Source organism: Neobacillus sp. NPDC058068 (genome assembly GCF_042885335.1).
Lineage (GTDB): Bacteria > Bacillota > Bacilli > Bacillales > Cytobacillaceae > Neobacillus.
Genome location: NZ_JBHVSI010000011.1, coordinates 172,497 through 194,929, shown reverse-complemented (window position 1 = coordinate 194,929; position 22,433 = coordinate 172,497). Strand labels below are relative to the sequence as shown.

The 22,433-nt window shown below is 40.0% G+C and carries 24 protein-coding genes; 16 read left to right on the top strand and 8 right to left on the bottom strand.

Annotation, left to right across the window (positions count from 1 at the left end; all coding sequences use genetic code 11):
- Positions 1–8 precede the first annotated feature (8 nt).
- The 3 genes from ACFVSW_RS14860 (at position 9) to ACFVSW_RS14850 (ending at position 3,319) form a co-directional block, all read left to right on the top strand.
- On the top strand, positions 9–1,493 hold the full coding sequence (locus ACFVSW_RS14860; protein ID WP_387317359.1) for an RNA-guided endonuclease TnpB family protein: 1,485 nt from the start codon (positions 9–11) through the stop codon (positions 1,491–1,493).
- 462 nt (positions 1,494–1,955) lie between these two features.
- The gene (locus ACFVSW_RS14855) at positions 1,956–2,369 is read left to right on the top strand and encodes a VOC family protein (RefSeq protein ID WP_387317356.1); all 414 of its coding nucleotides are present in this window, start codon (positions 1,956–1,958) and stop codon (positions 2,367–2,369) included.
- A gap of 71 nt (positions 2,370–2,440) precedes the next feature.
- The gene (locus ACFVSW_RS14850; protein WP_387317355.1) at positions 2,441–3,319 is read left to right on the top strand and encodes a hypothetical protein; all 879 of its coding nucleotides are present in this window, start codon (positions 2,441–2,443) and stop codon (positions 3,317–3,319) included.
- Positions 3,320–3,416: 97 nt separating this feature from the next.
- On the opposite strand, the gene ACFVSW_RS14845 is transcribed toward ACFVSW_RS14850, so the two are convergent.
- Entirely contained in the window at positions 3,417–3,932 is a 516-nt protein-coding gene (locus ACFVSW_RS14845) for a type 1 glutamine amidotransferase domain-containing protein (protein WP_387317353.1), read from the bottom strand.
- Between the two features lie 170 nt (positions 3,933–4,102).
- Here ACFVSW_RS14845 and ACFVSW_RS14840 point away from each other — a divergent pair, with 170 nt between their 5' ends.
- Together ACFVSW_RS14840 and ACFVSW_RS14835 are read left to right on the top strand one after the other, a co-directional pair.
- Positions 4,103–4,474 (top strand): group-specific protein, encoded by a 372-nt coding sequence (locus tag ACFVSW_RS14840; RefSeq protein ID WP_387317351.1) that lies wholly within the window; start codon positions 4,103–4,105, stop codon positions 4,472–4,474.
- 16 nt (positions 4,475–4,490) lie between these two features.
- The gene (locus tag ACFVSW_RS14835; protein ID WP_387317424.1) at positions 4,491–5,006 is read left to right on the top strand and encodes an RNA polymerase sigma factor; all 516 of its coding nucleotides are present in this window, start codon (positions 4,491–4,493) and stop codon (positions 5,004–5,006) included.
- Between the two features lie 36 nt (positions 5,007–5,042).
- Here the strand turns inward: ACFVSW_RS14835 and ACFVSW_RS14830 are convergent, their stop codons facing one another.
- On the bottom strand, positions 5,043–5,339 hold the full coding sequence (locus ACFVSW_RS14830) for a hypothetical protein (protein WP_387317349.1): 297 nt from the start codon (positions 5,337–5,339) through the stop codon (positions 5,043–5,045).
- Positions 5,340–5,399: 60 nt separating this feature from the next.
- On the opposite strand from ACFVSW_RS14830, the gene ACFVSW_RS14825 reads away from it, so the two are divergent.
- From ACFVSW_RS14825 to ACFVSW_RS14815, 3 genes are all read left to right on the top strand, one after another.
- Positions 5,400–5,861, top strand: coding sequence for a GNAT family N-acetyltransferase (locus tag ACFVSW_RS14825; protein WP_387317347.1), 462 nt, complete (start codon positions 5,400–5,402; stop codon positions 5,859–5,861).
- 52 nt (positions 5,862–5,913) lie between these two features.
- Positions 5,914–7,011, top strand: a complete 1,098-nt coding sequence (locus tag ACFVSW_RS14820) for a metallophosphoesterase (protein ID WP_387317344.1) — start codon at positions 5,914–5,916, stop codon at positions 7,009–7,011.
- A gap of 145 nt (positions 7,012–7,156) precedes the next feature.
- On the top strand, positions 7,157–7,741 hold the full coding sequence (locus tag ACFVSW_RS14815) for a general stress protein (RefSeq protein ID WP_387317341.1): 585 nt from the start codon (positions 7,157–7,159) through the stop codon (positions 7,739–7,741).
- A gap of 67 nt (positions 7,742–7,808) precedes the next feature.
- Here ACFVSW_RS14815 and ACFVSW_RS14810 read toward each other — a convergent pair whose 3' ends face one another.
- Genes ACFVSW_RS14810 through ACFVSW_RS14795 form a run of 4 tightly spaced genes read right to left on the bottom strand, consistent with a single transcriptional unit; the run spans position 7,809 to position 10,837 of the window.
- Positions 7,809–8,408, bottom strand: coding sequence for an NADPH-dependent FMN reductase (locus ACFVSW_RS14810; protein WP_387317339.1), 600 nt, complete (start codon positions 8,406–8,408; stop codon positions 7,809–7,811).
- Positions 8,409–8,433: 25 nt separating this feature from the next.
- Positions 8,434–9,504, bottom strand: coding sequence for an LLM class flavin-dependent oxidoreductase (locus ACFVSW_RS14805; RefSeq protein ID WP_387317421.1), 1,071 nt, complete (start codon positions 9,502–9,504; stop codon positions 8,434–8,436).
- 55 nt (positions 9,505–9,559) lie between these two features.
- Positions 9,560–10,408 carry a VOC family protein gene (locus ACFVSW_RS14800; protein ID WP_387317337.1) on the bottom strand — a complete coding sequence of 283 codons (849 nt, stop codon included), beginning with the start codon at positions 10,406–10,408 and terminating at the stop codon, positions 9,560–9,562.
- 21 nt (positions 10,409–10,429) lie between these two features.
- Complete coding sequence (locus tag ACFVSW_RS14795) at positions 10,430–10,837, bottom strand: DoxX family protein (protein ID WP_387317335.1); 408 nt, start codon at positions 10,835–10,837, stop codon at positions 10,430–10,432.
- Between the two features lie 189 nt (positions 10,838–11,026).
- Between ACFVSW_RS14795 and ACFVSW_RS14790 the strand changes: the two genes are divergently transcribed.
- Together ACFVSW_RS14790 and ACFVSW_RS14785 are read left to right on the top strand one after the other, a co-directional pair.
- The gene (locus tag ACFVSW_RS14790; protein ID WP_387317333.1) at positions 11,027–11,335 is read left to right on the top strand and encodes a winged helix-turn-helix transcriptional regulator; all 309 of its coding nucleotides are present in this window, start codon (positions 11,027–11,029) and stop codon (positions 11,333–11,335) included.
- A 301-nt stretch (positions 11,336–11,636) separates the two neighbouring features.
- A complete protein-coding gene (locus ACFVSW_RS14785) occupies positions 11,637–12,677 on the top strand; it encodes an LLM class flavin-dependent oxidoreductase (protein ID WP_387317418.1) in 1,041 nt (346 codons plus the stop codon).
- Positions 12,678–12,856: 179 nt separating this feature from the next.
- Here the strand turns inward: ACFVSW_RS14785 and ACFVSW_RS14780 are convergent, their stop codons facing one another.
- Together ACFVSW_RS14780 and ACFVSW_RS14775 are read right to left on the bottom strand one after the other, a co-directional pair.
- Entirely contained in the window at positions 12,857–13,138 is a 282-nt protein-coding gene (locus tag ACFVSW_RS14780) for a YggT family protein (protein WP_387317331.1), read from the bottom strand.
- 185 nt (positions 13,139–13,323) lie between these two features.
- Entirely contained in the window at positions 13,324–15,030 is a 1,707-nt protein-coding gene (locus ACFVSW_RS14775) for a sigma-54 interaction domain-containing protein (protein ID WP_387317329.1), read from the bottom strand.
- A 333-nt stretch (positions 15,031–15,363) separates the two neighbouring features.
- Here ACFVSW_RS14775 and ACFVSW_RS14770 point away from each other — a divergent pair, with 333 nt between their 5' ends.
- The 6 genes from ACFVSW_RS14770 (at position 15,364) to hutU (ending at position 22,289) form a co-directional block, all read left to right on the top strand.
- Entirely contained in the window at positions 15,364–16,515 is a 1,152-nt protein-coding gene (locus ACFVSW_RS14770; protein WP_387317326.1) for an ABC transporter substrate-binding protein, read from the top strand.
- 274 nt (positions 16,516–16,789) lie between these two features.
- Positions 16,790–17,671, top strand: a complete 882-nt coding sequence (locus ACFVSW_RS14765; RefSeq protein ID WP_387317323.1) for a branched-chain amino acid ABC transporter permease — start codon at positions 16,790–16,792, stop codon at positions 17,669–17,671.
- Between the two features lie 6 nt (positions 17,672–17,677).
- The gene (locus ACFVSW_RS14760; protein ID WP_387317321.1) at positions 17,678–18,628 is read left to right on the top strand and encodes a branched-chain amino acid ABC transporter permease; all 951 of its coding nucleotides are present in this window, start codon (positions 17,678–17,680) and stop codon (positions 18,626–18,628) included.
- Positions 18,621–19,406 (top strand): ABC transporter ATP-binding protein, encoded by a 786-nt coding sequence (locus ACFVSW_RS14755; RefSeq protein ID WP_387317318.1) that lies wholly within the window; start codon positions 18,621–18,623, stop codon positions 19,404–19,406. Before ACFVSW_RS14760 ends, ACFVSW_RS14755 begins: the two co-directional genes overlap by 8 nt.
- Positions 19,393–20,094, top strand: coding sequence for an ABC transporter ATP-binding protein (locus ACFVSW_RS14750; protein ID WP_387317315.1), 702 nt, complete (start codon positions 19,393–19,395; stop codon positions 20,092–20,094). Before ACFVSW_RS14755 ends, ACFVSW_RS14750 begins: the two co-directional genes overlap by 14 nt.
- A 473-nt stretch (positions 20,095–20,567) precedes the next feature.
- Complete coding sequence (gene hutU, locus ACFVSW_RS14745) at positions 20,568–22,289, top strand: urocanate hydratase (protein ID WP_387317313.1); 1,722 nt, start codon at positions 20,568–20,570, stop codon at positions 22,287–22,289.
- Positions 22,290–22,433 lie beyond the last annotated feature (144 nt).

The window sequence follows — 22,433 nt, the reverse complement described above, 5'->3', positions numbered from 1 at the left end:
TGAAACCTATGGCAAGAAAGAGTACACCAACTTATACAATCGAATTTCCTCTAACCATTCCCGTTTGGCAAAAACACCGATTAGAGAAGAAATTTAAGATTGCTCGTACAGTCTACAATTCTTGTCTAGGTGAAGCTCTAAAACGGCATAAATATGTAAAAGCTGATATGGAATATCGCAGGCTACTGAAAGAACTTAAGTCCAAAGAACGTGATCATCTACTTTCAGAGATACGTTTAACCTACGGCTTTTCTGAATATGTTTTGCACGATTTCGTGAAACAAGTTCAGCACAAATTCAAGGAAAATATCGGCAGTTTTGAAGCACAAAAAATCGCGACAAGAGCGTTTCGATCAGTTGAGAAACTACATTTTGGCAAGGCTCGAAAAGTACACTTCAAAAAATTAGATGATAATATTTCTGTTGAAAATAAATCAAATAAAACGGGCTTGAGATATGCAAACGGCAATATCATTTGGGGCGACAAGCCAACAAAGAAATGTCCAAATTCTAAGAATTGGTTGTGTACGCCGATTACCCCGAAAGCCAATGATGAATATGCCCACCTGGCCTTAATGGATAAAACAAAATATGTACGTATCTTAAAACGAGAAGTCCGAGGAAAGGTTCGCTATTTTGTACAACTTATTCAAGAAGGTTATCCACCAACAAAACGTAATCGAAAAGTTGCGAATGATGGAAACAAACGTGTAGGGATTGACATTGGTTCCTCTACAATCGCATTTAGCAGCGAAACTACCGTTGAACTTCGTGAGCTTGCACCAGAATGCAATGTTGATAAAGCCGAATTAAGACGTATTCAGCGTGCAATGGATCGGTCTAAACGAGCGACTAATACTGACAACTTCAAAGAAGATGGCACGATTAAGAAAGGTCGCTTGGAATGGAACTACTCCAACCGATACAAGAAGCTTCGTAAAATACGCAAAGAATTGTATCGGAAAATGGCTGTCCGGCGAAAAATATCGCATGAGAAGTTAGCGAATGATATTCTTGCACTTGGTTCTGATGTACGAGTAGAAACCATGAGGTTTCAGTCGCTTCAAAAGCGAACAAAGAAAACAACCCGCAACAAGAAGAATGGCAAGATTAACCGCAAGAAACGGTTTGGTAAATCAATCGCCAATCATGCCCCAGCCATGCTCCTCACAATTATTGACCGAAAACTAGGCTATCAAGGACGATCCATTAAGAAAATAGATACCTACGCTATAAAAGCGAGTCAATTTAATCATGTCACCGGCGAAAATACAAAGAAACAGCTCTCGGAACGTTGGAATGATTTTGGAGAGTTTCGAATTCAACGTGATTTATATAGTGCTTTTTTGATTGGAAACACCACTGAAACTCTTAACTCTGTTGATGTAGACATATGCAACTCTGGGTGGAATAACTTCGTTCAATTGCATAATCGTGAGATTGCAAGACTAAAAGAATCAGCAAGCAAAACATTGCGTTGGTTTGTCGCATAACACAAACCTGATTGGTCGTGACAACGCCCAAGAGAAGTCGGAACGACAAACACACAAGGAGTCTAAACGGGCTTGCTTGGAGAAGTGTCTTGCTATACGCAATACGTCCGTTAATGTTTTAGGAAAACGTACACCAGTGCTTCGATAGAAACTCTATCCGCAAGGAAAGATAAGGGTATCGTTGAGAAGTGTACTAAGAAAGTTGGCCACTGTATCCTAGAACCCCACTGCTTTTGCAGTGGGAGTTGTCAGTATAATACTATTTTGATGGGAAGATTTAATGAATAAGGAATAGAGGACAAACCAAATTTATAATTTTAGTATAAAGAAGATTGAAGCAGTTCCTTAAAGTTTTTTCTTATTCAACAAAATGGTGGTTATGTTTTAAATATTTTAGAAGGTTCTTATTGATTAACGAAGAATATAAATACAATACTTTTGATATAAATAGGAGGCAATCAAATGAACGAAAAATTAGTAAGGGTGGGTACAACTTATATACCTGTCGGAAATGTGGAAAATTCCTCTACATGGTACGTAAACAAATTAGGCGCAGAGTTAAGCTACAAAGATGAAGACAAAGCAATTTTGAACTTTGCAAACCAAAGCATGTTTCTTGTTAAATCAATGGAAAATCAAAGTTCCAACTTTTATGATATTTACGGTGAAGAACGTTTTTCGATAACATTTGAAGTTAATGGATTGGATGCATTAAAAGCTATTCATAGAGATTTTATCGAAAAAGAGATAAAAGTTGGAGAAATTGAGAACCGGGGACACGCGGGAAGGAACTTTGTTTTTTATGATTTAGATGGAAATAAATTTGATGTATGGAGTGAATTGAGTACGATATTTAAAGAAAAATATCTTGCTTGAAGAAAGATGTTGAATATAAAAGGATGGGAACAATTCCAGCATGATAGTGACCAAGCAGTTGAAAGGAAAATATGAAAAAAATAACTGAAATCATTGATTTCTTAATTAATAAAGGTTTGATACTAAAGGATGGTCTGGAATTAAAGAGGTTAAGAAGTGGCACAACCAATGGCATTTTATACACTATCCTTGTTAATAATATGCCAACCTTTGTGATAAAAATAGACCACCCGAAGATTATTACTGCTACTGAGGATTTTCTGTTAGCATATAAGGATATAAAATTGTTTCCCGAGGTCCTTTATACAGACGATGACAAAGAATTTATCGCTTACTCGTATATTTCTGGAGAGACACACAATAATCGGGGATCTAAATTAGAATGGATGACAATTTTAATAAAAGAGCTATTCGATAAATACCAAATGGCTGATAACAACATTTCCTGGGGAAGAGTAAATGGAATACACAGAAACTCATGGTCAGAATTTAACCAAAGTAGTTTAAAGTTTGCCCAAGAGAACATAGGCGATTTCCTGCCAAGTGAGGACCATAAAAGAATAGTGAAATTGGTAAATAAATTGGATATCTATCATCATCAAGAGGTGAAGTATTATCTGCATGGGGATACGGGTGTTCATAATTTTGTATATTTGGATCATCAATTAAAAGGAGTTATTGACCCCTCACCTTTAATTGGTCCTAAAGTATACGATTTTACTTACGCATTTTGTTCTTCTCCAGATAGTCTAAATTTAAGCACACTATTGTCATTATTTTCGTTGTGGAATAGCCATGCTTCATTTACTAAGGAACGGCTTGTGGATGAAGTTCTCTTTCAATTATATACCCGTATAGGAGTATGTATTAAAGTTCATCCGCATGATTTAAGTGATTATTTGGAAACATGGAAAGAATGGAGGGAATACCTTCCCGCTGAAAAATATTAAAATCACTGGAGGAATATGCAATTTATTAAATTCCTACTTTATCCATCTCAATGAGCCATAATAAAGAGGCAGAAGGAAGCTCCTCCTGCCATCTTTGTTATCCCAATATTCGTAAGGATTCTCGTACAAAGGCTGGTATGTCTTCAGGCTGTCTGCTGGTGACCAGCTGATCCTGGCATACGACTACTTCTTTGTCATGCAAATTAGCGCCGGCATTCTTTAAGTCTACATAAATGGACTTATAACCCGTTACATCACGCCCTTCAAGCGTTTCAGCAGTAATCAGCAGTTGGGGACCGTGGCAAATGGCTAGCACGGGTTTTTTAACATCCATAAATGCTTTGGCGAAGCGGACAAAACGCTCATCGGCACGAAGTATATCCGGCGAAAATCCACCTGGAATGAAAAGTGCATCAAAGTCCTCAGGAGAGACATCATCAATGCTTTCATCAATGACGACTTCGCTTTGTCCCTGCTTACCCTTCACTTTTTTTCCCTTTTCCATTTCGATTGCGGTTATGTTATGGCCCTTTTCCTTAAAGGACTTTACCGGCTCTGCAAATTCAGGATCCTCAAAATAATCGGTTACTAAAACAGCAATTTTTTTGCTCAATGAAAACAACTCCTTATCGATGACTACAGCTTAAAGTACCCTTCTTAAAATTGGTTGAAACATTGAGCTATAGAAGAATTTAGGTAGACAAAAATCTTTTCATTTTAAATGAACCTTTTTGCCTTCTCATTTGTATAGGTAGTAAAGAAGGTAGATGGGGGATGTTACAAATGGATACTGGTTGGATTGTTTCTCTTATCGTTGCAGGTTTATTAATGATTCTTATATTTGCAATTGCTATTCCAATGGAGCGCAAATATGTTGTCCGTGAAAATGGTAAAATCAATTATAAGAAGACGAAAATCTATTTAAGATGGAATGTTTTTGATACACTTACGCTTGGTCTTGCCGCCTATTCAATTATTTGTGTTCAGGTTCTAAATTTTTTAGTCTCTAGTGGTGAAACGGTTAAGAATGTTTTTGTACAATTTTTTACTAACCAAGCACAAGTATGGACTCTTGTTTCAATTATTTACTTAATTTGCAGGGTATCGATGACATTGAAAGCTATCAAGGAACGCTGGGGCGATGAGATTGAGTGAGCGCGAGGATGAATTGATGACAGCTTATCAAAATGGAGATGACGAGGCGTTAGAAGGTATATACACCCTATTAAAACAGTCCCTTTATTCGTTTATTTTCCGTTATACAAGAGATGAGCAATTAAGCGTGGATATCGTCCAAGATACATTTGTCAAACTTCAGCGTTATAAGCACAATTACAATCCAAGGAATGGAAAACTAAAATCATATCTTTTTCAAATTGCCTATCGATTGATGATAACAAGATTAAACCGCCGTAAAAAATGGAGGAGCCTTTTGCCCTTTCTTACTCCGATACAGTCCGAAGAATTCCATCATTCAGACAGAATGACGATTCGAGAAGCTATTGCAAAGCTTCCTGAAATACAGCGTGCAGTTGTATTGCTTTTCTACTATCACGATTTGCCATTGGAGGAAATAGCCAAAATCCTTGGAATTCCGATTGGGACGGTTAAATCAAGATTATACACAGCAATCAAAAGATTAAAAGAAGAATTGGAGGGAGAAGAAAATGAGCCACGATCCCTTTAAAAAGGACCATCATCTGTGTACAAAGTTGGATGAATATCACGTAGAGATACCCGATTTCCCAATGAAATCTAGTAGGTGGGAACGTTTCATCAATCTTCTAGCATCACCAGCAAGAGACCCTGTTGATCCATTAATTTCTACAACTGGTGGGGGAATGCTTTTAAAAGTTGCACCAATAATAGTAACTGTTGCACTCGCATTAATACAGGCTTTAATTTTTCTATAGGGAGTAACGATAGTTATCGAATTTATGATAACGTTAAAGAAATTCAATATAAAAAAGCCCAATTTATCCATATTTATGCTGAGAAATTGGGCTTTTTTGTTATCCACAATTAATCCACAATACCAAGTTATGCTAAAATTAGAGTGTAATATGGAGGGATGCAGCTTATGCTTAAAGCTCAATTAAAGGCAATTGAAACGGAGAAAAGAAATTCATTTCTAGACTATCTTCTTTTAGCGGATGAAAGTGAAGAAATTGTTAGAGAGTACATAAACGATTGCGAGATGTTCGCCATTCTCTGCGCAGGACAAATCGTAGGGGTCGCCCTATTTATTTTCCTTCAGGATGGAATCGTGGAACTTAAAAATATTGCTATTATCGAGGATTACCAGGGAAAGGGAATAGGAAAATTAGTAATTAAAGAGTCTTTCGATTTATATAAAATGAAGGGACTAAACAAAATGCTTGTTGGTACGGCCAATTCAAGTATTGCTAACTTAGCATTTTATCAAAAGCTCGGGTTTAGGATGGTAGAAATTAAAAAGAATTTCTTTAAAAAGTATCCAAACCCCATCTACGAGAATGGAATCAGGGCATTGGATATGGTGGTGCTTGAGAGAGATTTGTAACTGTACATAGGGTGAAAGTTAGAGGTCGATTTGATAAAAGGGGTATTTTAAAATGGACAAAATTAAACAACTATCGATTCCAAAGCATGCTAGAGTGATTGTGATATCCGATATCCATGGAGAATTAGCGCTTTTTAAAGCGCTGCTTGAAAAAGTTCAATTTGGAACAGAAGATTACTTGATAATCAATGGTGACCTGTGTGAAAAAGGCAGCAACAGCAAAGGTGTAGTCAGTTATGTAATGGAACTTGCGGCAACGAATCCGAAGGTTTATGTGATTGAAGGGAACTGTGAAACCTTAATGGAAGAACTTTTAAATGAAAATCCGCAGTTACTGGGCTACCTGCGGGCAAGAAAGGACTCCATCTTCCATGAATGGCTGGAGCAAATTGGGGTTGAAGTCACCGAAGAGACAACGATCCAAAGTATCAAGGAGTGTCTTACTAAGTACTTGAGCAAAGAAATAGAATGGTTGACCGCATTGCCGACGGCTATTGAAACCGATGAATATATTTTTGTCCATGCAGGGATAGCCGACATTGATGACTGGAAACAAACGGAGCGGGATACGGCGGTTTCACTGCCGACCTTTTTAGAAAAGTCCCACCGTTCCGATAAATATGTGGTTGTCGGGCACTGGCCGGTAGGGAATTATTCTACTGACGTTTTGGTACATAATCCAATCATTCAGCACGAGAAAAAAATCATTGCCATTGACGGCGGAAACAACGTAAAAGAATCTGGACAATTAAATGCCTTAATCATTCAAACTACGAACAATGAAACTGCCTATTCCTTTACCTATGTTGATCATTACCCGACATGTAAGATAGGAGGAGATTTTAAGGCGGATCCAAAGATGTCCGGTTCTATCTCCTATCCATTTTACGAAATTGTCCCGGTTGAAAAAGGCAATCATTTTACATTATGCAAGCAGCCAGGAACGAATCAACAGCGATATGTTAAAAATGAATATATTCATAGAAATGAGAAAGGGCAATTCCAGGCGAAAACAGATATATCCTGCGCTCAGATTAGTGTAAAGAAAGGCGATGTCGTTTCTCTACTAGATGATAGCTGTTCGGGATACAACTTGATTAAAAAAGATGGTGCAGTCGGATGGATGGCAAAAAATCCCATAAGAAGTTGAATATTGGGGGGCGCACTTTTAAAAAGTCATATTGGTCTAAGTTTTTTAGTCAATGATTCTCTATTAGTGCAGCTTCGAAAAAATGTTTCATTCCTCTTATGGGCGGGTAGTTAAAAAAAGACTACTCGTCCAAGGAGGAATTTCAATGAATGAACATGAAAAGCACCTGGTAGGAGTTTACGATACTGAAAATGAGGCCATCCGAGCTGTTGAAGCCTTAAAAAGACAGGGCTATGCTGCTGAAGATATTTCTGTTATTGGGAAAAATGAGAATATGGTAGATGAAGTTAAAGATGTCACCGGTACGAAGACTGGAGAAGGCATTGCTGCCGGTGCTGCGACAGGCGGTGCACTTGGCGGACTTGTTGGGTTGTTGGCAGGGGTGGGTGCCCTCGCTATACCAGGCATTGGTCCGTTTATTGCAGCTGGACCAATCGTAGCAACCTTGACCGGTGCTGCTGTTGGTGCGGGAACAGGAGGATTGGCTGGAGCTTTAATTGGAATGGGCATTTCAGAAGAAGAAGCGAATCATTATGAGGACCTTGTTAATGAAGGTAAAATTATCGTCCTTGTTGAACGCCGTGAAAATCGTGTTGGAGTTGACGAATTTGAGACAAGTGCCGACCCAAACCTAAGAGACGAAACCATGCCTGCAAATGATTTAACTAATGATCCGCTTGCTCCAAAAGATCCAGTTGACGTCCGTCTTAACAATCATAGAATTTATTAAAATTCAAATGTAAAAGGGCGCCTTACCCCAAAATAGGGGTTGGCGCCCTTTGGCAATTGGATTATTTTTATCGCAAAGTTTTTAATGCACCACTCCAAGCGATAACTTGGTCAAGCATAGCATTAACATTAGTTAGATGAAGTTCAGCTGGTTTGAAATCCGTTCCGTTTTCAAAATCTGTAAATAAGGACAAGGTAGGATGTACACGAACATCCGCAATCATTAATTCACCCATAATTCCACGTAAATGTTCAGCTGCACGAGCTCCTCCAGTTGAACCATAGCTTACGATACCTGCTGCTTTGTTGTTCCATGCTTCACGAGCAAAATCAAGTGCATTTTTTAGTGCTCCAGTAATGCTGTGATTATATTCTTGAGCGATGAATACGAATCCATCCAAATTAGCAAGCTTTTCATTCCAAGATGCAATTCCTGGTTCTGCTCCGTCAGTTGTTCCTAAAAATGGAAGGTTAAAATCAGCAATGTCTACAATTTCATAATTGGCATCTCCACGTTTGTCAGCTATACCTTTTACCCATTCTCCTACTTGTGGACTTACACGTCCTTGGCGTGTGCTGCCTAAAATGATTCCAATATTTAATTTTTCAGTTGTCATTGATTCTTCCTCCTTGTTTGGTTTCCCAAATAGTTTGTCTAAAAAACCCATTATTCACACCTCTATACTTATTTTTTTACTTACTTGTTTCTTTCCGAACAATTGGAGCTATTTCTGTAGCTAATAGCTCAATGCCCTCGGCTACTTTCCTAAATGGCAGACCACCTATATCTATCTGTGCCATGAAACGTTGATGGCCGAAGAGTTCGTACTGTCGAAGGATTTTCTCAATGATTTGTTGTGGACTGCCCACAAACAAGGCTGTTTCCTGCCTTGTTAATTGTTCAAAATCTGTTCTAGATATTCTCCTACTAGTCATTCCCCGCTGATGGTTAACATATGACCAATAATTTGAATAATAAGGAAAGAATTCATCTTTGGCTTGTTGGCTTGTCTTTGAAAAATACCCATGACCAGTTACACCAATCTTGAGATTTTCCGGATCATGCCCTGCCTCGATGCCAGTTTTACGGTACAAATCAACCAGTGGCTTAAATCGCATTGGGTCGCCGCCAAGTATTGCTAAAGCCATTCCAGCCCCTAACTTACCAGCACGGGCTGCACTTTCGGGTGTGCCTCCAACGCCGACCCAGATCGGTATCTGATTCTGTAAAGGTCTAGGTGCAATTTCAGCATTCCTTAATGACGGGCGAAAATGACCGTCCCATGTAATTCTCTCGTTTTCATTAAGTTTTAAAAACAACTCGATATTTTCCGAGAATAAGGCATCGTAGTCATTTATGTCATAACCGAAAAGTGGGAAGGATTCCACGAACGCGCCACGACCTGCGATAATTTCTGCCCGTCCATCTGAAAGTAAATCCAAGGTAGCAAAGTCTTCAAACAAACGAACAGGATCAACAGTACTCAACACTGTGGTCGCACTTGTCAATTTAATTCGTTTGGTTATTTGAGCAATGGCAGCCAAAACAACTGGAACGGCTGAAGTGCCATAATCTAATCGGTGATGTTCACCAACTCCAAATACATCAAGTCCAGCTTCGTCAGCAAGTTTGGCTGCTTGAATTATCTCCTTAATTCTTTGCCCAGCACTAATTGTTTTGCCGTTATGGGGATCTGGACCTATATCTCCGAGCGTATAGAGACCAATTTCTATTCCAGTATTTCTATATCCCTCTTCTTTTATGCACACCAGTATTCCCCCTCCAGCTAAAATGTAAAATTAGATAAAAATCATACAATTAAACCTGCAATAATATCCGATTACCAGAAGGATCCGAGGTAACGAAAGAACCATTTTCTTCAGTGACGGGCGCTCCAATATTTTTTAACTGAGCTATAATTTCATTTCTCTTTTCTTCATTCGGAAGCATCAAAGTATATGATTCAAGTCCAACACTATTAGGAGAAGGTGTTGGTGCACCTACGCCATTCCAAGTATTTAAACCAATATGGTGATGGTATTTACCATCCGAAATGAAAAGTGCCTGAGCGCCATATCGGTTTACTACTTCAAATCCGAGTCCCTTGATATAAAATTCTTCCGTCTTTTTTAATTCAGATACATGCAAATGGATATGTCCCATAACGGTACCAGCAGGCAGGCCTTTCCATGATTGCTGTTTACCTCCAGCAAGGAGGTCTGCAAAATTCAATGGATTGACTGTCATTGCCACTTCACCGTTTTTCCAATCCCATTCGGAAGGTTCACGGTCTATATAGATTTCAATTCCATTTCCATCGGGGTCAGATAAGTAAAGAGCTTCACTCACAAGATGGTCTGAAGAACCAAACTGCAAACCGATTTCCACAAAATGGTTCACTATTTTAGCTAAATCAGATCGTTTAGGCATAAGAAGTGCATAGTGATATAATCCCGTAGTTCTTCCTTGTTTAGGAACAACGTTATTCGGTTGTTGAATGGATAGTAATACTGTCTTTCCATCCGCAGTCAGGTTAGCGGATCTTTCAGTTTGTTCTAATACCTTAAAGCCGATTACTTCTTGATAAAAAGCTAGCGACCGTTCTAAATTTTGTACCTTTAAGTTTACTTGACCTACGAATGTAATAGGTTCATGATGAAAATTCATTTTAGTTACCTCCCTCAATAATTAAGCTTTCTCGGAACGAAACAGTACGTTATCTAATGCTAAGAAAGATTTTTTTGTTGCAGCGAGATATAGTGAAATTGCCATTAACGCTAAATCAAGTTCATAGCCTGCCATTTCACCATTTCCAAGAAATCCTAAAGCCAGTTTAACTTTAACAATCGCAACAGCCAGAATAATAACAAATAGAATTGAAATAATCCTTGTTCCCACACCTAATACAATTGCAATACCGCCAATTAATTCAATTAGAGCTACCATATACGCTGTGAAGCCTGGAAGACCTAAACTTTCAAAAAATCCTACAGTATTTTCAATGCCACCTTGAAATTTTGCTAACCCATGTATTAAGAAGGTTGCACCTAAAAATACTCTTAATATTGTTGTAACTACTTCATTTTTTCTTAACATTTACTTAATGCTCCTTTGTTATTTATTTTGTTCATAACTAACAAACATTTTTTTGACGCAATTTATTAGTTAGTTACTTTATGTAAGTAAGTATAATGTTATAATTAAGTGAAGTCAAGTAAGTTTCCTGTAAAAAGTAATTTAATAATTTTTAAATATGTATATAATAATAGTAAGGAGTTGATTTAATTGGAAAAGTCGATTTGTCCTAGATTTGAAAAAGCCATGGGGTTATTGAGCCAAAGGTGGACTGGAATGATTATTTACCAACTATTAACTGGTCCGCTGCGTTTTTGTACGATTGAATCTTCAGTGGGTGTAAGCGGCAGAGTGCTTTCAGAGAGGTTAAAGGATTTGGAGACCGAGGGAATCGTTAAACGAGATGTTTATCCAGAAACTCCAGTTCGAATTGAATATTCCTTGACGGATAAAGGTTTAGCACTCGAACCTCTAATGAGAGATATAGAAAAATGGTCACAAAACTGGTTGGAAGCATAAAAGGAACTCCTTTCGACCTGAAGAAATTAGACTTAAAAAGGATACAAATGGGTGAGATTATTACTCTGTGTATCCTTTTTTTTTATAAACGGATATGGCCAAGTAGTGGGGCTTGTCCATTTTATATTCGACCCCAACATTGCTGACATAGTAAAGAGTAGATAAAATGAGCTTCTCCGTCCTCAACATTTGAAGCCCTAATCAAAAGATAAAGCATATAATACTAGTCAGCAAGTCAGTTACAATGCATATGTTGGGAGAGAGAAAGGTGAAGGAAGAATCGACCACTAAACAATCATCTATGGAAATTGGGATTTATACATTAGCAGATTTGTGTTCAGATCCGCAAACCGGGAAAACCATTAGTGCAAAACAACGTATCAGAGAAATCATTGAAGCAGGGAAAATGGCGGATGAGGCTGGGTTGGACGTTTTTGGGGTTGGAGAACATCATCGTCTGGACTATGCAGTTTCAGCACCGCCGGTTGTGTTGTCTGCGCTCTCACAAGTCACGCGGCAAATAAAATTGACAAGTGCTACAACGGTATTAAATACTGTTGATCCTGTACGTTTATTTGAAGAATTTGCGACACTCGACCTCTTATCAAATGGAAGGGCCGAAATCATTGCGGGGCGTGGGGCGTTTATCGAATCTTTCCCGCTGTTTGGCTATGAGCTAAATCATTATGATGAATTGTTTGAAGAACATATTGAACTTTTTCTGAAGCTGAATGCAAAAGAGAAGATTACCTGGAATGGACATTTTCGTTCAAGCCTAAAGGATGCTGAAATTGCACCGCGGCCTGTGCAAAAAAATATTCCCTTATGGGTTGGGGTCGGTGGCACAGTGGAAAGCGCAGCACGAGCGGGGAGATTAGGTACCGGTTTAGCGTTAGCGATACTCGGGGGCGATCCACTCCGGTTTAAGCCGCTAGTGGATATTTATCGACAGGCTGCAAGTCAAGCTGGTCATAAGCCTGAAGATTTGAAAGTTGGGGTTACCGGACACGCCTTTATTTCAGAGACGTCGCAACAGGCTAAGGATGAATACTTTCCGTATCATTCAAATTATTGGGGAGCCCTTAACAGCCAAAGTGGTAGGATGAGTACTCAGATGTCCAGAGCTGATTTTGATCAGTTGTCTGCACCAGGAACGGCTTTATTTGTCGGAAGCTCCCAGCAAATTATCGAGAAAATTCTCCATCAATACGAGCTATTCGGACATCAGCGGTTTATTGCCCAAATGGATATAGGCGGAATGCCATTTAAAAAAGTAGCGGAGAACATTGAACGATTAGCATCAGAGGTAGCACCAGTTGTACGGAGGGAAACGAGAAAGTGATTGTGGAATACAGACATTTTCTTTCTTTGAAAATATGGAACGGTATCACGATGCGATGGCTATTGGCTGACCTTGTAAGCGGAATTCATTATACTCCAATGGTAAATTTATTCAATTCAAACAAAAAAACGGCAGGGAAATCACTGCCGTCATAGCGTATTTAATAAATCTGTTACCTCTTAAATTCCGATCATGTTCAATGACTGACGAAGACCTTCTAAAGCAAATCCGCCTAAATATTTTAAAGCAAATAATGCGATGATCGGTGAAAAATCAATTGGTCCAAGAGGGGGAATAAATCGCCTAAAGAAACTTAAATAAGGATCCACTAGCTTATAAATAAATTCCCCCAGCTTTGATGAGCGAAATTGAGGAAACCAAGAACCAAAAATTGCTATAATAATTAGCCAATAATAACCCTCAAATAAATAATATCCAAATTGTAAAATGTTTGAGCCCAAATTAAATCTCCTGCCTATACTGTTTTTTTACTATTGTACCAAATCTTTATATGAACCTATACCATATACGTATAAATCTCTGTAAAGTTTCAAATTTCTTTTGTTAGCGCTGGGACGAGGGGCAAGTTCCTTGTCCTGCCCATGTACTTCCATCAAACTTTTGTGCAGGGACACGGAGCCTGTCCCTAAGGCTTAACCAAACCGTGCTTTTTAATATGATACTGTAAGCTTTGCCTGGTGATTCCTAGTGTTTTGGCGGCTTTGGAGATGTTCCAGGATGTTTCGACTAAAGTTTTATGGATATAATGCTCTTGTGAGTTGGAGAAAATCGATTTTAATGGATTTCGTTTTAGTTCTTTTTGTTTACTAAGGTGAACGGACTGAACTGAAATGATTTTTTTCTTCATGTAGGCAGGTAGATGCTCTACATCAATGGACTCATCTGATTCTTTTGCACGAATGATTAAATTTTCAATTAAGTGCTCAAGTTCCCGCGTGTTGCCGGGCCAATGGTATTGCAGAAGCAAGGAGAGCAATGCCTTAGAAAGCTCTGGAACCAATTTGTTAAACTTTCTTCGATATTTGTCGAGAAAGTAATGAATGAAAAAGTGAATATCTTCTGTTCGTTCCCGTAATGGAGTAATATAAAGGCTAGTGTGGGCAAGTCTGTAAAACAAGTCGAGACGCATTTTTCCCTCTTCGATTAATTTCTCAGGATCTTCGTTGGATGCACTAATAACGGTACATTCTACCTGAGTCACCTCATTTGAGCCAACCCTGCGGACTAAACGTTCCTGTAAGACTCGGATTAATTTCGATTGTAGAGTAATCGGCATGGAGTTAATTTCGTCAAGAAATAGCGTGCCTTTCTTTGCATACTCGAATAGCCCCATCTGGTTAGTCGCCCCGGTAAATGCCCCTTTCACTGTCCCGAATAACGTGCTCTCTAGAAGGGTTTCAGGAATGGCGGCACAGTTAATGGCAACGAATGGACTTTCTGCTCTTAAACTGTGGTTATGCATGCTTTGAGCAAATAATTCTTTGCCTGTTCCTGTTTCGCCGACAATTAAGACGTCCGTATTATGTATAGCAATATTTTCAGCTTCATGAATCAAGTTTTTTAATGCGATACTTTTTCCTTTAATATCATCAAAGGAAAAGGTAGTGCCATTTTTGCGAGGCTGATGATTCGGTTCCTCGTGCTCCACCTGCCTTTTTAGTTCCATTGTTTGATGGAGCCAGTTCTTGAGATGGGACTCATTTGTGCTTAGGGAAAAAACGGCAATCGTTTCCCCGTCCTTTTGGATTGGGTAGGTACTATAATTCACATACTTCGGAACACCATTCACTGTTGAGTGGGCCCGATATCTAGAGAAAATTGGTTTGCCGGTCTTAAAAGTATGTTTATGCTCGGAATATTGCGGGTTATAGTTATAGGCTTCCCACAGTGGTTTTCCGATAATTTCGCTGCTGTCTAAACTCTCTAGTTTTTCCTGTGCCTCATTATATAGAGCAATCCTTCCATTGTGATCACTCATCATGACGCCTTCCCTAAGGGTATCGACGATTTTTTCGAGGCAATATAATCTAGTCTTCTGATTTGACGTCAGATTTATCGGATCTTCGATACAAATAACGGTATAGTTTAAATCGGCAGCAAACTTTTTCACTTCAATATCTAGCTTTCTCTCGTTAAATGTAATAGGGAATGTTCCATTTTCGATTAATTTTTCCCCGGTGCAGGGGAGGATTTCTAGTAAATTATCACCATTGCTGATATCCAAGGGAATATCTGCATGAACGTCATGCCAAAGTATTTCAAATTCGTCATTTAAGACAATCACTCCATCAACAAAACTTCGTACCATTGTTCCAATAGATGCTGCGTACAAGTTTCATTCCTCCTCTTGGTAATGTATTCAGAATATAACATCTATTATTAAAATTTAAAATAGTCTGCATGCAAATTCCATCTGCAATCCTAGAAATGTAATTGGTCAAGTTGCTAACGAATGGTTTTCTATTAACTAATCAATCAATGCGCAAATTTCATCTGCGTTTTTTTTTGTTCGTTTTCAGTGGCAAAACAGCTTCGAATGGAATACAGCCTTAATTATTCACGGTGCTCGGAAATGATTCGACAAATGGCATGAAACTTGCAATATATGAAAAAAAGAACTTGTATTATATTTTTTATCAAAAATGAAGAGGGCGAGTGATGTACATTGAAAAAACGTAGTTTCATTCTTGCTGGCTTGTTAGGGATCTCCTTGTTTGTAACCGGATGTGCTAGTGATCAATCCTCTGGTTCAGCCAAAAGTAAGGATTCCATTAAACTTGGCTGGGTAGGCCCTTTAACTGGTCCTACTTCGACTGATGGGACGCTTAGCAGAAATGCTGCCCAGCTTGCCATCGAACAGTTTAATAAAGAGGGTGGAGTCAACGGAAAAAAGGTGGAACTTGTTGCGGAAGATGATCAAGGGAAACCGGAAGAAGCATTGAAGGCAGTTCAAAAATTGATCAATAGTGATAAAGTGGCAGGGATTGTCGGCGGGGGATACAGCGGTCCGATGAAAACGGTTACACCGAAGGTTCAATCCGCAAAGGTGCCAATGGTGGTCGCGTATGCGGTTCATCCTGACATTACCAAGGGCGGGGACTATGTAAATCGTGTCATTTATACAGCCGATATACAAGGAAAAGCGATGGCAGATTATGCAGTAAATGATTTGAAGAAGAAAAACATTGCTGTCTTGTATGTTGATATTGATTATGGGATTTCCATCTATAGCGCCTTTAAAGATGAAGCGAAAAAACTTGGAGCAAAAGTCGTGATTGAGAAACCATTTAAAATGGGTAATAAAGATTTCAGCTCCATTTTAACAGCGGTTAAAGCTTCTAAACCAGACGCCTTGTACGTGGTTGGATACTACAATGAAGCGGCAGGAATTGTCACGCAGTCGAAGGAATTGGGGATTGATGCACAGTTCTTGGGCGTGGATGGTTTTGACTCACCTAAATTCCTAGAATTGGGTAAAGAAAATACGCAAGCGGCCACATTTACCACTTCATTCTTTGCTACAGACACAAGAGAGGTTGTGCAGCATTTTGTTAAGGCATGGCATGAGAAATATAAGGATAGTGAACCGGACATGCTCTCGTCACAAAGCTATGATGCAACCGAAGTGATATTAGAAGCGATGAAAAAGGCAGGAACAGATCGAGAAAAATTGGCAAAAGCAATCAGTGATACGAAAGATTTCGAAGGAACTTCCGGAAAAATTTCATTTAATGCTCATCATGAGGTAGTAAAACCAGTCATCTTTATGACCGTTAAGGACGGTAAGTTCCAATACGTCAAATCTTTAACTTATTAACTAGCTTTAAAGACTTGAGAGGGAGGAGGGGACCTAACCTCTCCTCTTTGCATTTATTTTTTAGGCTCTGTTAAAGCACATGTTGATTTTTAGCACAATGTTGATTGGAGTGGAAGGCGCGAGACTCCTGCGGGAGCAGCGGGACAGGTGAGACCCCGCAGGCGCTTTAGCGCCGAGGAGGCTCACCGCCCGCCCCGCGGAAAGCGAAGCGCCTGGAACGGAAATCAACATTCACTTTTAACACAGCTATTTTTTAATAGAAAGGATGAATGAAATGTTAGCACAACAGTTGATTAATGGGTTTGCGATTGGTTTTGTCTATATCCTCGTTTCCGTTGGTTTAACGATGGTGTACGGGGTTTTGAAATTATTACATTTTGCCCATGGAGTTATTTACATGGTCGGCGCATTTTCGGCGATGTTGGGAATGATTTATTTCCATTTACCTTTTCCGCTTGCATTGCTTTTAGCGATGGCAGTCTCCGCCGTCATTGGGATGGGCATTGAACGCTTTGCTTATCGGCCGCTGCGAGGCGGACACCCGATTACAACGTTAATTAGCGGGGTCGGTGTTGCCATCCTTCTTGAGAATTTTTTTCAAGTAATCTTTACATCCGATACGTTGTCATTCCCAGAAACGGGCATTGAAAATACCATCTTTCATCTAACGCAATCCGTTTCGATTACCAATTATAAGTTTTATATTGTCATAGCAGGAGTAATCGGGCTAGGTCTTCTCTACGCCTTTCTAAAATTTACGAAAATGGGGATAGCGATTCAGGCTGTCGCCCAGGATATGCGGGCTGCCTCCTTAATGGGGGTTAATGTCAACAGGGTAGTATCTGTGACATTTATGATTGGATCTGCACTGGCTGCCGCTGCAGGTGTTCTTGTTGCCCTTAATTACAATTCCTTGTTTCCGAGTATGGGATCGATTCCCGGATTAAAAGCATTTTGTGTGGTGGTTCTTGGTGGATTAGGATCAATCGGAGGCACAGTCGTAGGCGGTCTCATCCTTGGGTTGGTAGAAACGATGAGCGATGGCTATTTGTCAGGAATGGTCATCGATAAGGATGCGATTGCATTTGTGATTCTAATTGTCATTTTGTTAATCAAACCATCTGGATTATTTGGAAAAAAGGTCGAGAAAGTGTAGGTGATGATGTTGGAAGCGTTATTTAATCCATATTACGTTGATATTGTTGTCTTTTTAATTATCTATATTTTGCTCGGTTTAGGCTTAAATTTAATCACAGGCTATGCTGGTCAAGTATCGCTCGGTCATGCTGCCTTCTTTGGAATCGGTGCGTATTCATCAGCCATTCTATCTGTTAAGGCTGATTTAAACCCATGGCTCGCTATTACCCTAGCAATTGTAATTACCTTTGTTATTAGTGCAATTCTGGGGTTGCCGAGTCTTAGGGTGCGCGAAGACTTTTTGGCTATTACCACTTTAGGGATGGGGCTGATCATCCAGTCATTTTTTAAAAATTCATCGATTACCGGCGGTGCCTATGGAATTGATTCCATTCCCACTCCGTCCTTGTTCGGCATGAAGCTCGAGAATATGAGTTATTTAGTCTTCCTGCTCATCGTCATGCTAATTGGCATTTATGCTGTGAGAAAAATGACGCAATCCCGTATTGGGCGTGCCTGGATGGTTATCAGGGAGGATGACATTGTCGCTCAATCGATGGGAATCAATACAACCTATTATAAGGTGCTTGTCTTTGCCATCGGCGGCGCATATGCGGGCGCAGCTGGTGCCTTGTTTGCACATAAGGTTTCATTTATCAGTTCGGACTCATTTGGCTTCGCGGTTTCGGCGACGCTTTTGAGCATGGTCGTAATTGGTGGCTTAGGCAGTATCCGGGGTACGCTATTTGGCGTAAGTGTGCTTTATTTATTACCTGAATTTTTCCGGCTATTTCAATTTACGTTTATTGATATGAATTATCTTGATATGTATAAAATGATGATTTATGGCTTGCTTATGGTGCTGATGATGCGCTACCGCCCAAATGGGATCTTTGGTAAAAAGGGAGCAAAGAAAGTAATGACGAAGCCATGGAACAAGAAGAAGGCTGTCAAGGGTGGTGAACATATTGCTTAAAATCGAGGGAATCAGCAAACGATTTGGCGGGTTAGTCGCGGTTAACCAGGTTAGTCTTCATGTAAATGAAGGAGAAATTTTTGGATTAATAGGACCAAATGGGGCGGGGAAGACGACATTTTTCAATATGTTAACAGGGATTTACAAGCCCAATGAAGGAACCATTGTTTTTGAACAGCAACAAGTGCAGGGAGTAAAGCCGTTTCGCATTGCTAAATTGGGGATTTCCCGGACCTTCCAGAATATCCGTTTACTGAAGGATGAATCGGTTCTTGAAAATGTGATGGTTGGGATGTTTGGCAAGACACATAGTGGACTTTGGTCCGCTATTTTGGGGCTGAGGTCAGCAAAAAAAGAAGAGGAGCTGGTGAAGGAAGAAAGCCGAAAAATATTAGCGCTTGTCGGGCTCGCCGGATTGGAAGAAGAACGAGCTGGCAGCCTATCCTATGGAAATCAGCGCCGTGTGGAAATAGCCAGAGCATTAGTTGCCAAGCCGAAGCTTCTTTTACTCGATGAACCGACGGCGGGAATGAATGCGGATGAGACGAATGAAATTGGCGAACTGATCCGGAAGATCAGAAAGAATGGAACGACTGTTATTTTAATCGAGCATAATGTTGGCTGGGTGATGGGGCTTTGTGATCGAATTTCCGTATTCGACCACGGAGAGAAGATTGCTGATGATGAACCGGAGAAGATTATTGCAAACCCTGCCGTGATTGAGGCATATATCGGAAAAGAAGACACGGAAGAGGTGAATGAATGTGCTGCAAATTAAAAATCTTAACGTTTCTTACGGAAGCATTCATGCGGTCCGGAATCTATCACTGGAAGTTCAGGAAGGCGAGGCTGTTGCTTTAATTGGAGCTAACGGTGCAGGGAAAACCACAACGGTAAATGCCATTTCCGGAACAATCCCCTCTAAAGGGTCGATTATTTATCAAGGAAAAGAGATTAAGGGGCTCGCTGCCCATAAGGTTGTTAAAGAAGGCATTGTCATGGTTCCGGAGGGAAGACGGATTTTTCCAAAATTATCGATCGTAAATAATTTAATGATGGGAGCATATGCCAGAAAGATATCGAAAAAGGAATTCCAGCAGGAAATCGAGAAAATTTTTGCTTTGTTTCCTCGTTTAGCTGAACGCCGCCAGCAGATGGCCGGGACATTGAGTGGCGGGGAACAGCAGATGCTAGCCGTTGGACGGGCCTTGATGGCAAAGCCAAAGCTGCTGATTCTTGACGAGCCGTCGATGGGTTTAGCGCCAATTGTTGTAAAAAGTATTTTTTCAACAATCAATCGGATTAAACAAGAGGGATTAACCATTCTGTTAATTGAACAAAATGCGACAATGGCTTTATCTGTAGCCGATCGTGGCTACGTTTTGGAGAATGGGGAAATTCATTTTCATGATACAGCAAAAAACTTGCGTGAACAGGATGTAGTGAAAAAAGCCTATCTCGGGTAGGGAAACAGCCAAGGTTTTCTTTCGCCGATGGGAAAGTATAACTTTCCCATCAGGCATAAGTGCAACTACGCCTCTGTCTTCGCCTCTGTCTTCGCCTAACGGCTCGCCAATCGGCGAGTTTTCTTTAAAAATCTTGGCTGTTTTTATTTGTAAATAGATAAGTGCCAAGTAAATAGAGGGACGAATTTGCATGCAGATTTTGTCTGCAGCAAGAGATTGAAATCGTTTACATTAAGGATAGGATGATTTCGTTAGCTACAGATAAAAGGGTGCAAAAAACATCTGCAGTTTGTTTGAGGTAGTTTTTCAAAATACTTTTTCAAGATGGATGACAGGAATTGAAAAGTGCATTTACCATGGGAATTTCGAATAAACAATATGAAAATTCCTATAATTCAACCAACTTGGCACGGTACTTGCATTATATAAAAATGAGAACACCAACATTACTTTTCATTACAGGAGGAACTATTATGTCAAAACCAGAAATCTTATATTCCGTCAAAGCACAAAGAGGGCCTGAATTGCGTTGTAAGGGCTGGAGACAAGAGTCAATCTTGAGAATGCTTGAAAATAATATGGAAAATGCTGAGAAGCCAGAAGAACTAATCATTTATGGCGGTATTGGGAAGGCGGCTCGTAACTGGGAGTCCTACCATGCGATAGTGAAATCGTTAAAAGAACTGGAAGATGATGAAACACTAGTTGTTCAATCCGGTATGCCTGTTGCCGTTTTCAAAACACATAAATATGCACCAACGGTTGTTATGGCAACAACCAATATTATGAAAGCGGATTGGCCAACATTTTATGAGCTGCAGGATAAGAACTTAACGATGTATGCCAATTATACAGCGGCACCGTGGGAATATATTGGAACGCAAGGTGTAATCCAAGGAACATTTGAAACACTATCTGCGATTGCCCGCTTACATTATGATGACTCACTTGTTGGAAAAATCCTCTTAACAGCCGGTGCCGGCGGTATGGGTGGAAACCAGACAAGAGCGATGACCATGCATGGCGGCGTTGCCATTCTTTGTGATTCCAACGTAGAAATTATCAAGAGACGAATTGAAAAGAAATTTATTGATGTTTTAGTAGATTCATTGGATGAAGCGATCGTGTTGGCAAAAGAATACGCGGCTGCTGGAAAGCCGTTAGGGATTGCCGTTGTCGGTAATGCAGCTGATATTTTTGAAGAAGTTCTGCAAAAAGGATTCCTGCCAGATATTACAACATCAATGACACCAGCACATGATCCAATTTCCTATTTACCAGCAGGATATTCAGTTGAAGAAGCAGAGGAGCTGCGCGAAACAAACAGAGAACTTTACTTAGAAAAAGCACGTGGAACCATGATTCGTGAACTAAGAGCACTCATTAAGTTTCTAGACCTTGGGGTAAAATCGTTTGAGTACGGCACAAGTATTCGTAAAGAGTGTATTGATGCAGGAATGCCTGCTGGAGAAGCAAAGCGCCTCCCAGGCTTCGTTGCAGAATACATTCGCCCGCTCTTCTGTGAAGGCCGTGGACCTTTCCGCTGGGTATGTCTATCCGGGGAAGCAGAAGATTTAAGGAAGATTGACGATATGATTTTAGAAAAGTTCAGTGACGACCTGCTTGTTACACGCTGGATTAAGCTTGCTAAAGAGCATATTCCAATTGAAGCATTGCCAGCACGTATTTGTTATATGGGCTTTGGCCAGCGGAAAGCGTTTGCCCTAGAAGTTAACGATATGATCAGACGCGGTGAGCTTGCTGGCCCGGTTGCTTTCTCCCGTGACAACCTTGACTCCGGTTCCATCGTGAACCCGACATTTGAATCTGAAAATATGAAGGACGGCGGCGACCTCATTTCTGACTGGCCGGTATTGAATGGTCTTTTGAACGCTGTTGGAATGTGTGACCTAATTGCCCTGCAAGCTAACTATTCAATGGGTGAAGCCGTTCATACTGGGGTTACTATGGTAGCCGATGGGACCGCTGAGTCAGATATGAGGCTTGAGGTAGCCATGACCGTTGACTCTGGAATTGGGGTTATCCGTCATGCTCAGGCAGGCTATGAAATAGCACGAGACGTTGCCAATGGGAAAGGAAAACTTACCAACGAAAGCATCAAGGTTCCGTTATGGTGGTCACCAAAAGCAACATTTGGTCCGAAAGATTTAGAAAAAGAAGATGTAAAAGCTTAAATCTACAAATAAGAAAAGGCAGGGCACCTTACAAGGGTCTCTGCCTAAATAACCAATGCTTCCTCTAATACCCTGTGAAATTCATTGAAAAAACTTATCCCTTTTATAGTTCCTGATTAATTAAATTATTATTCTATAGAAATT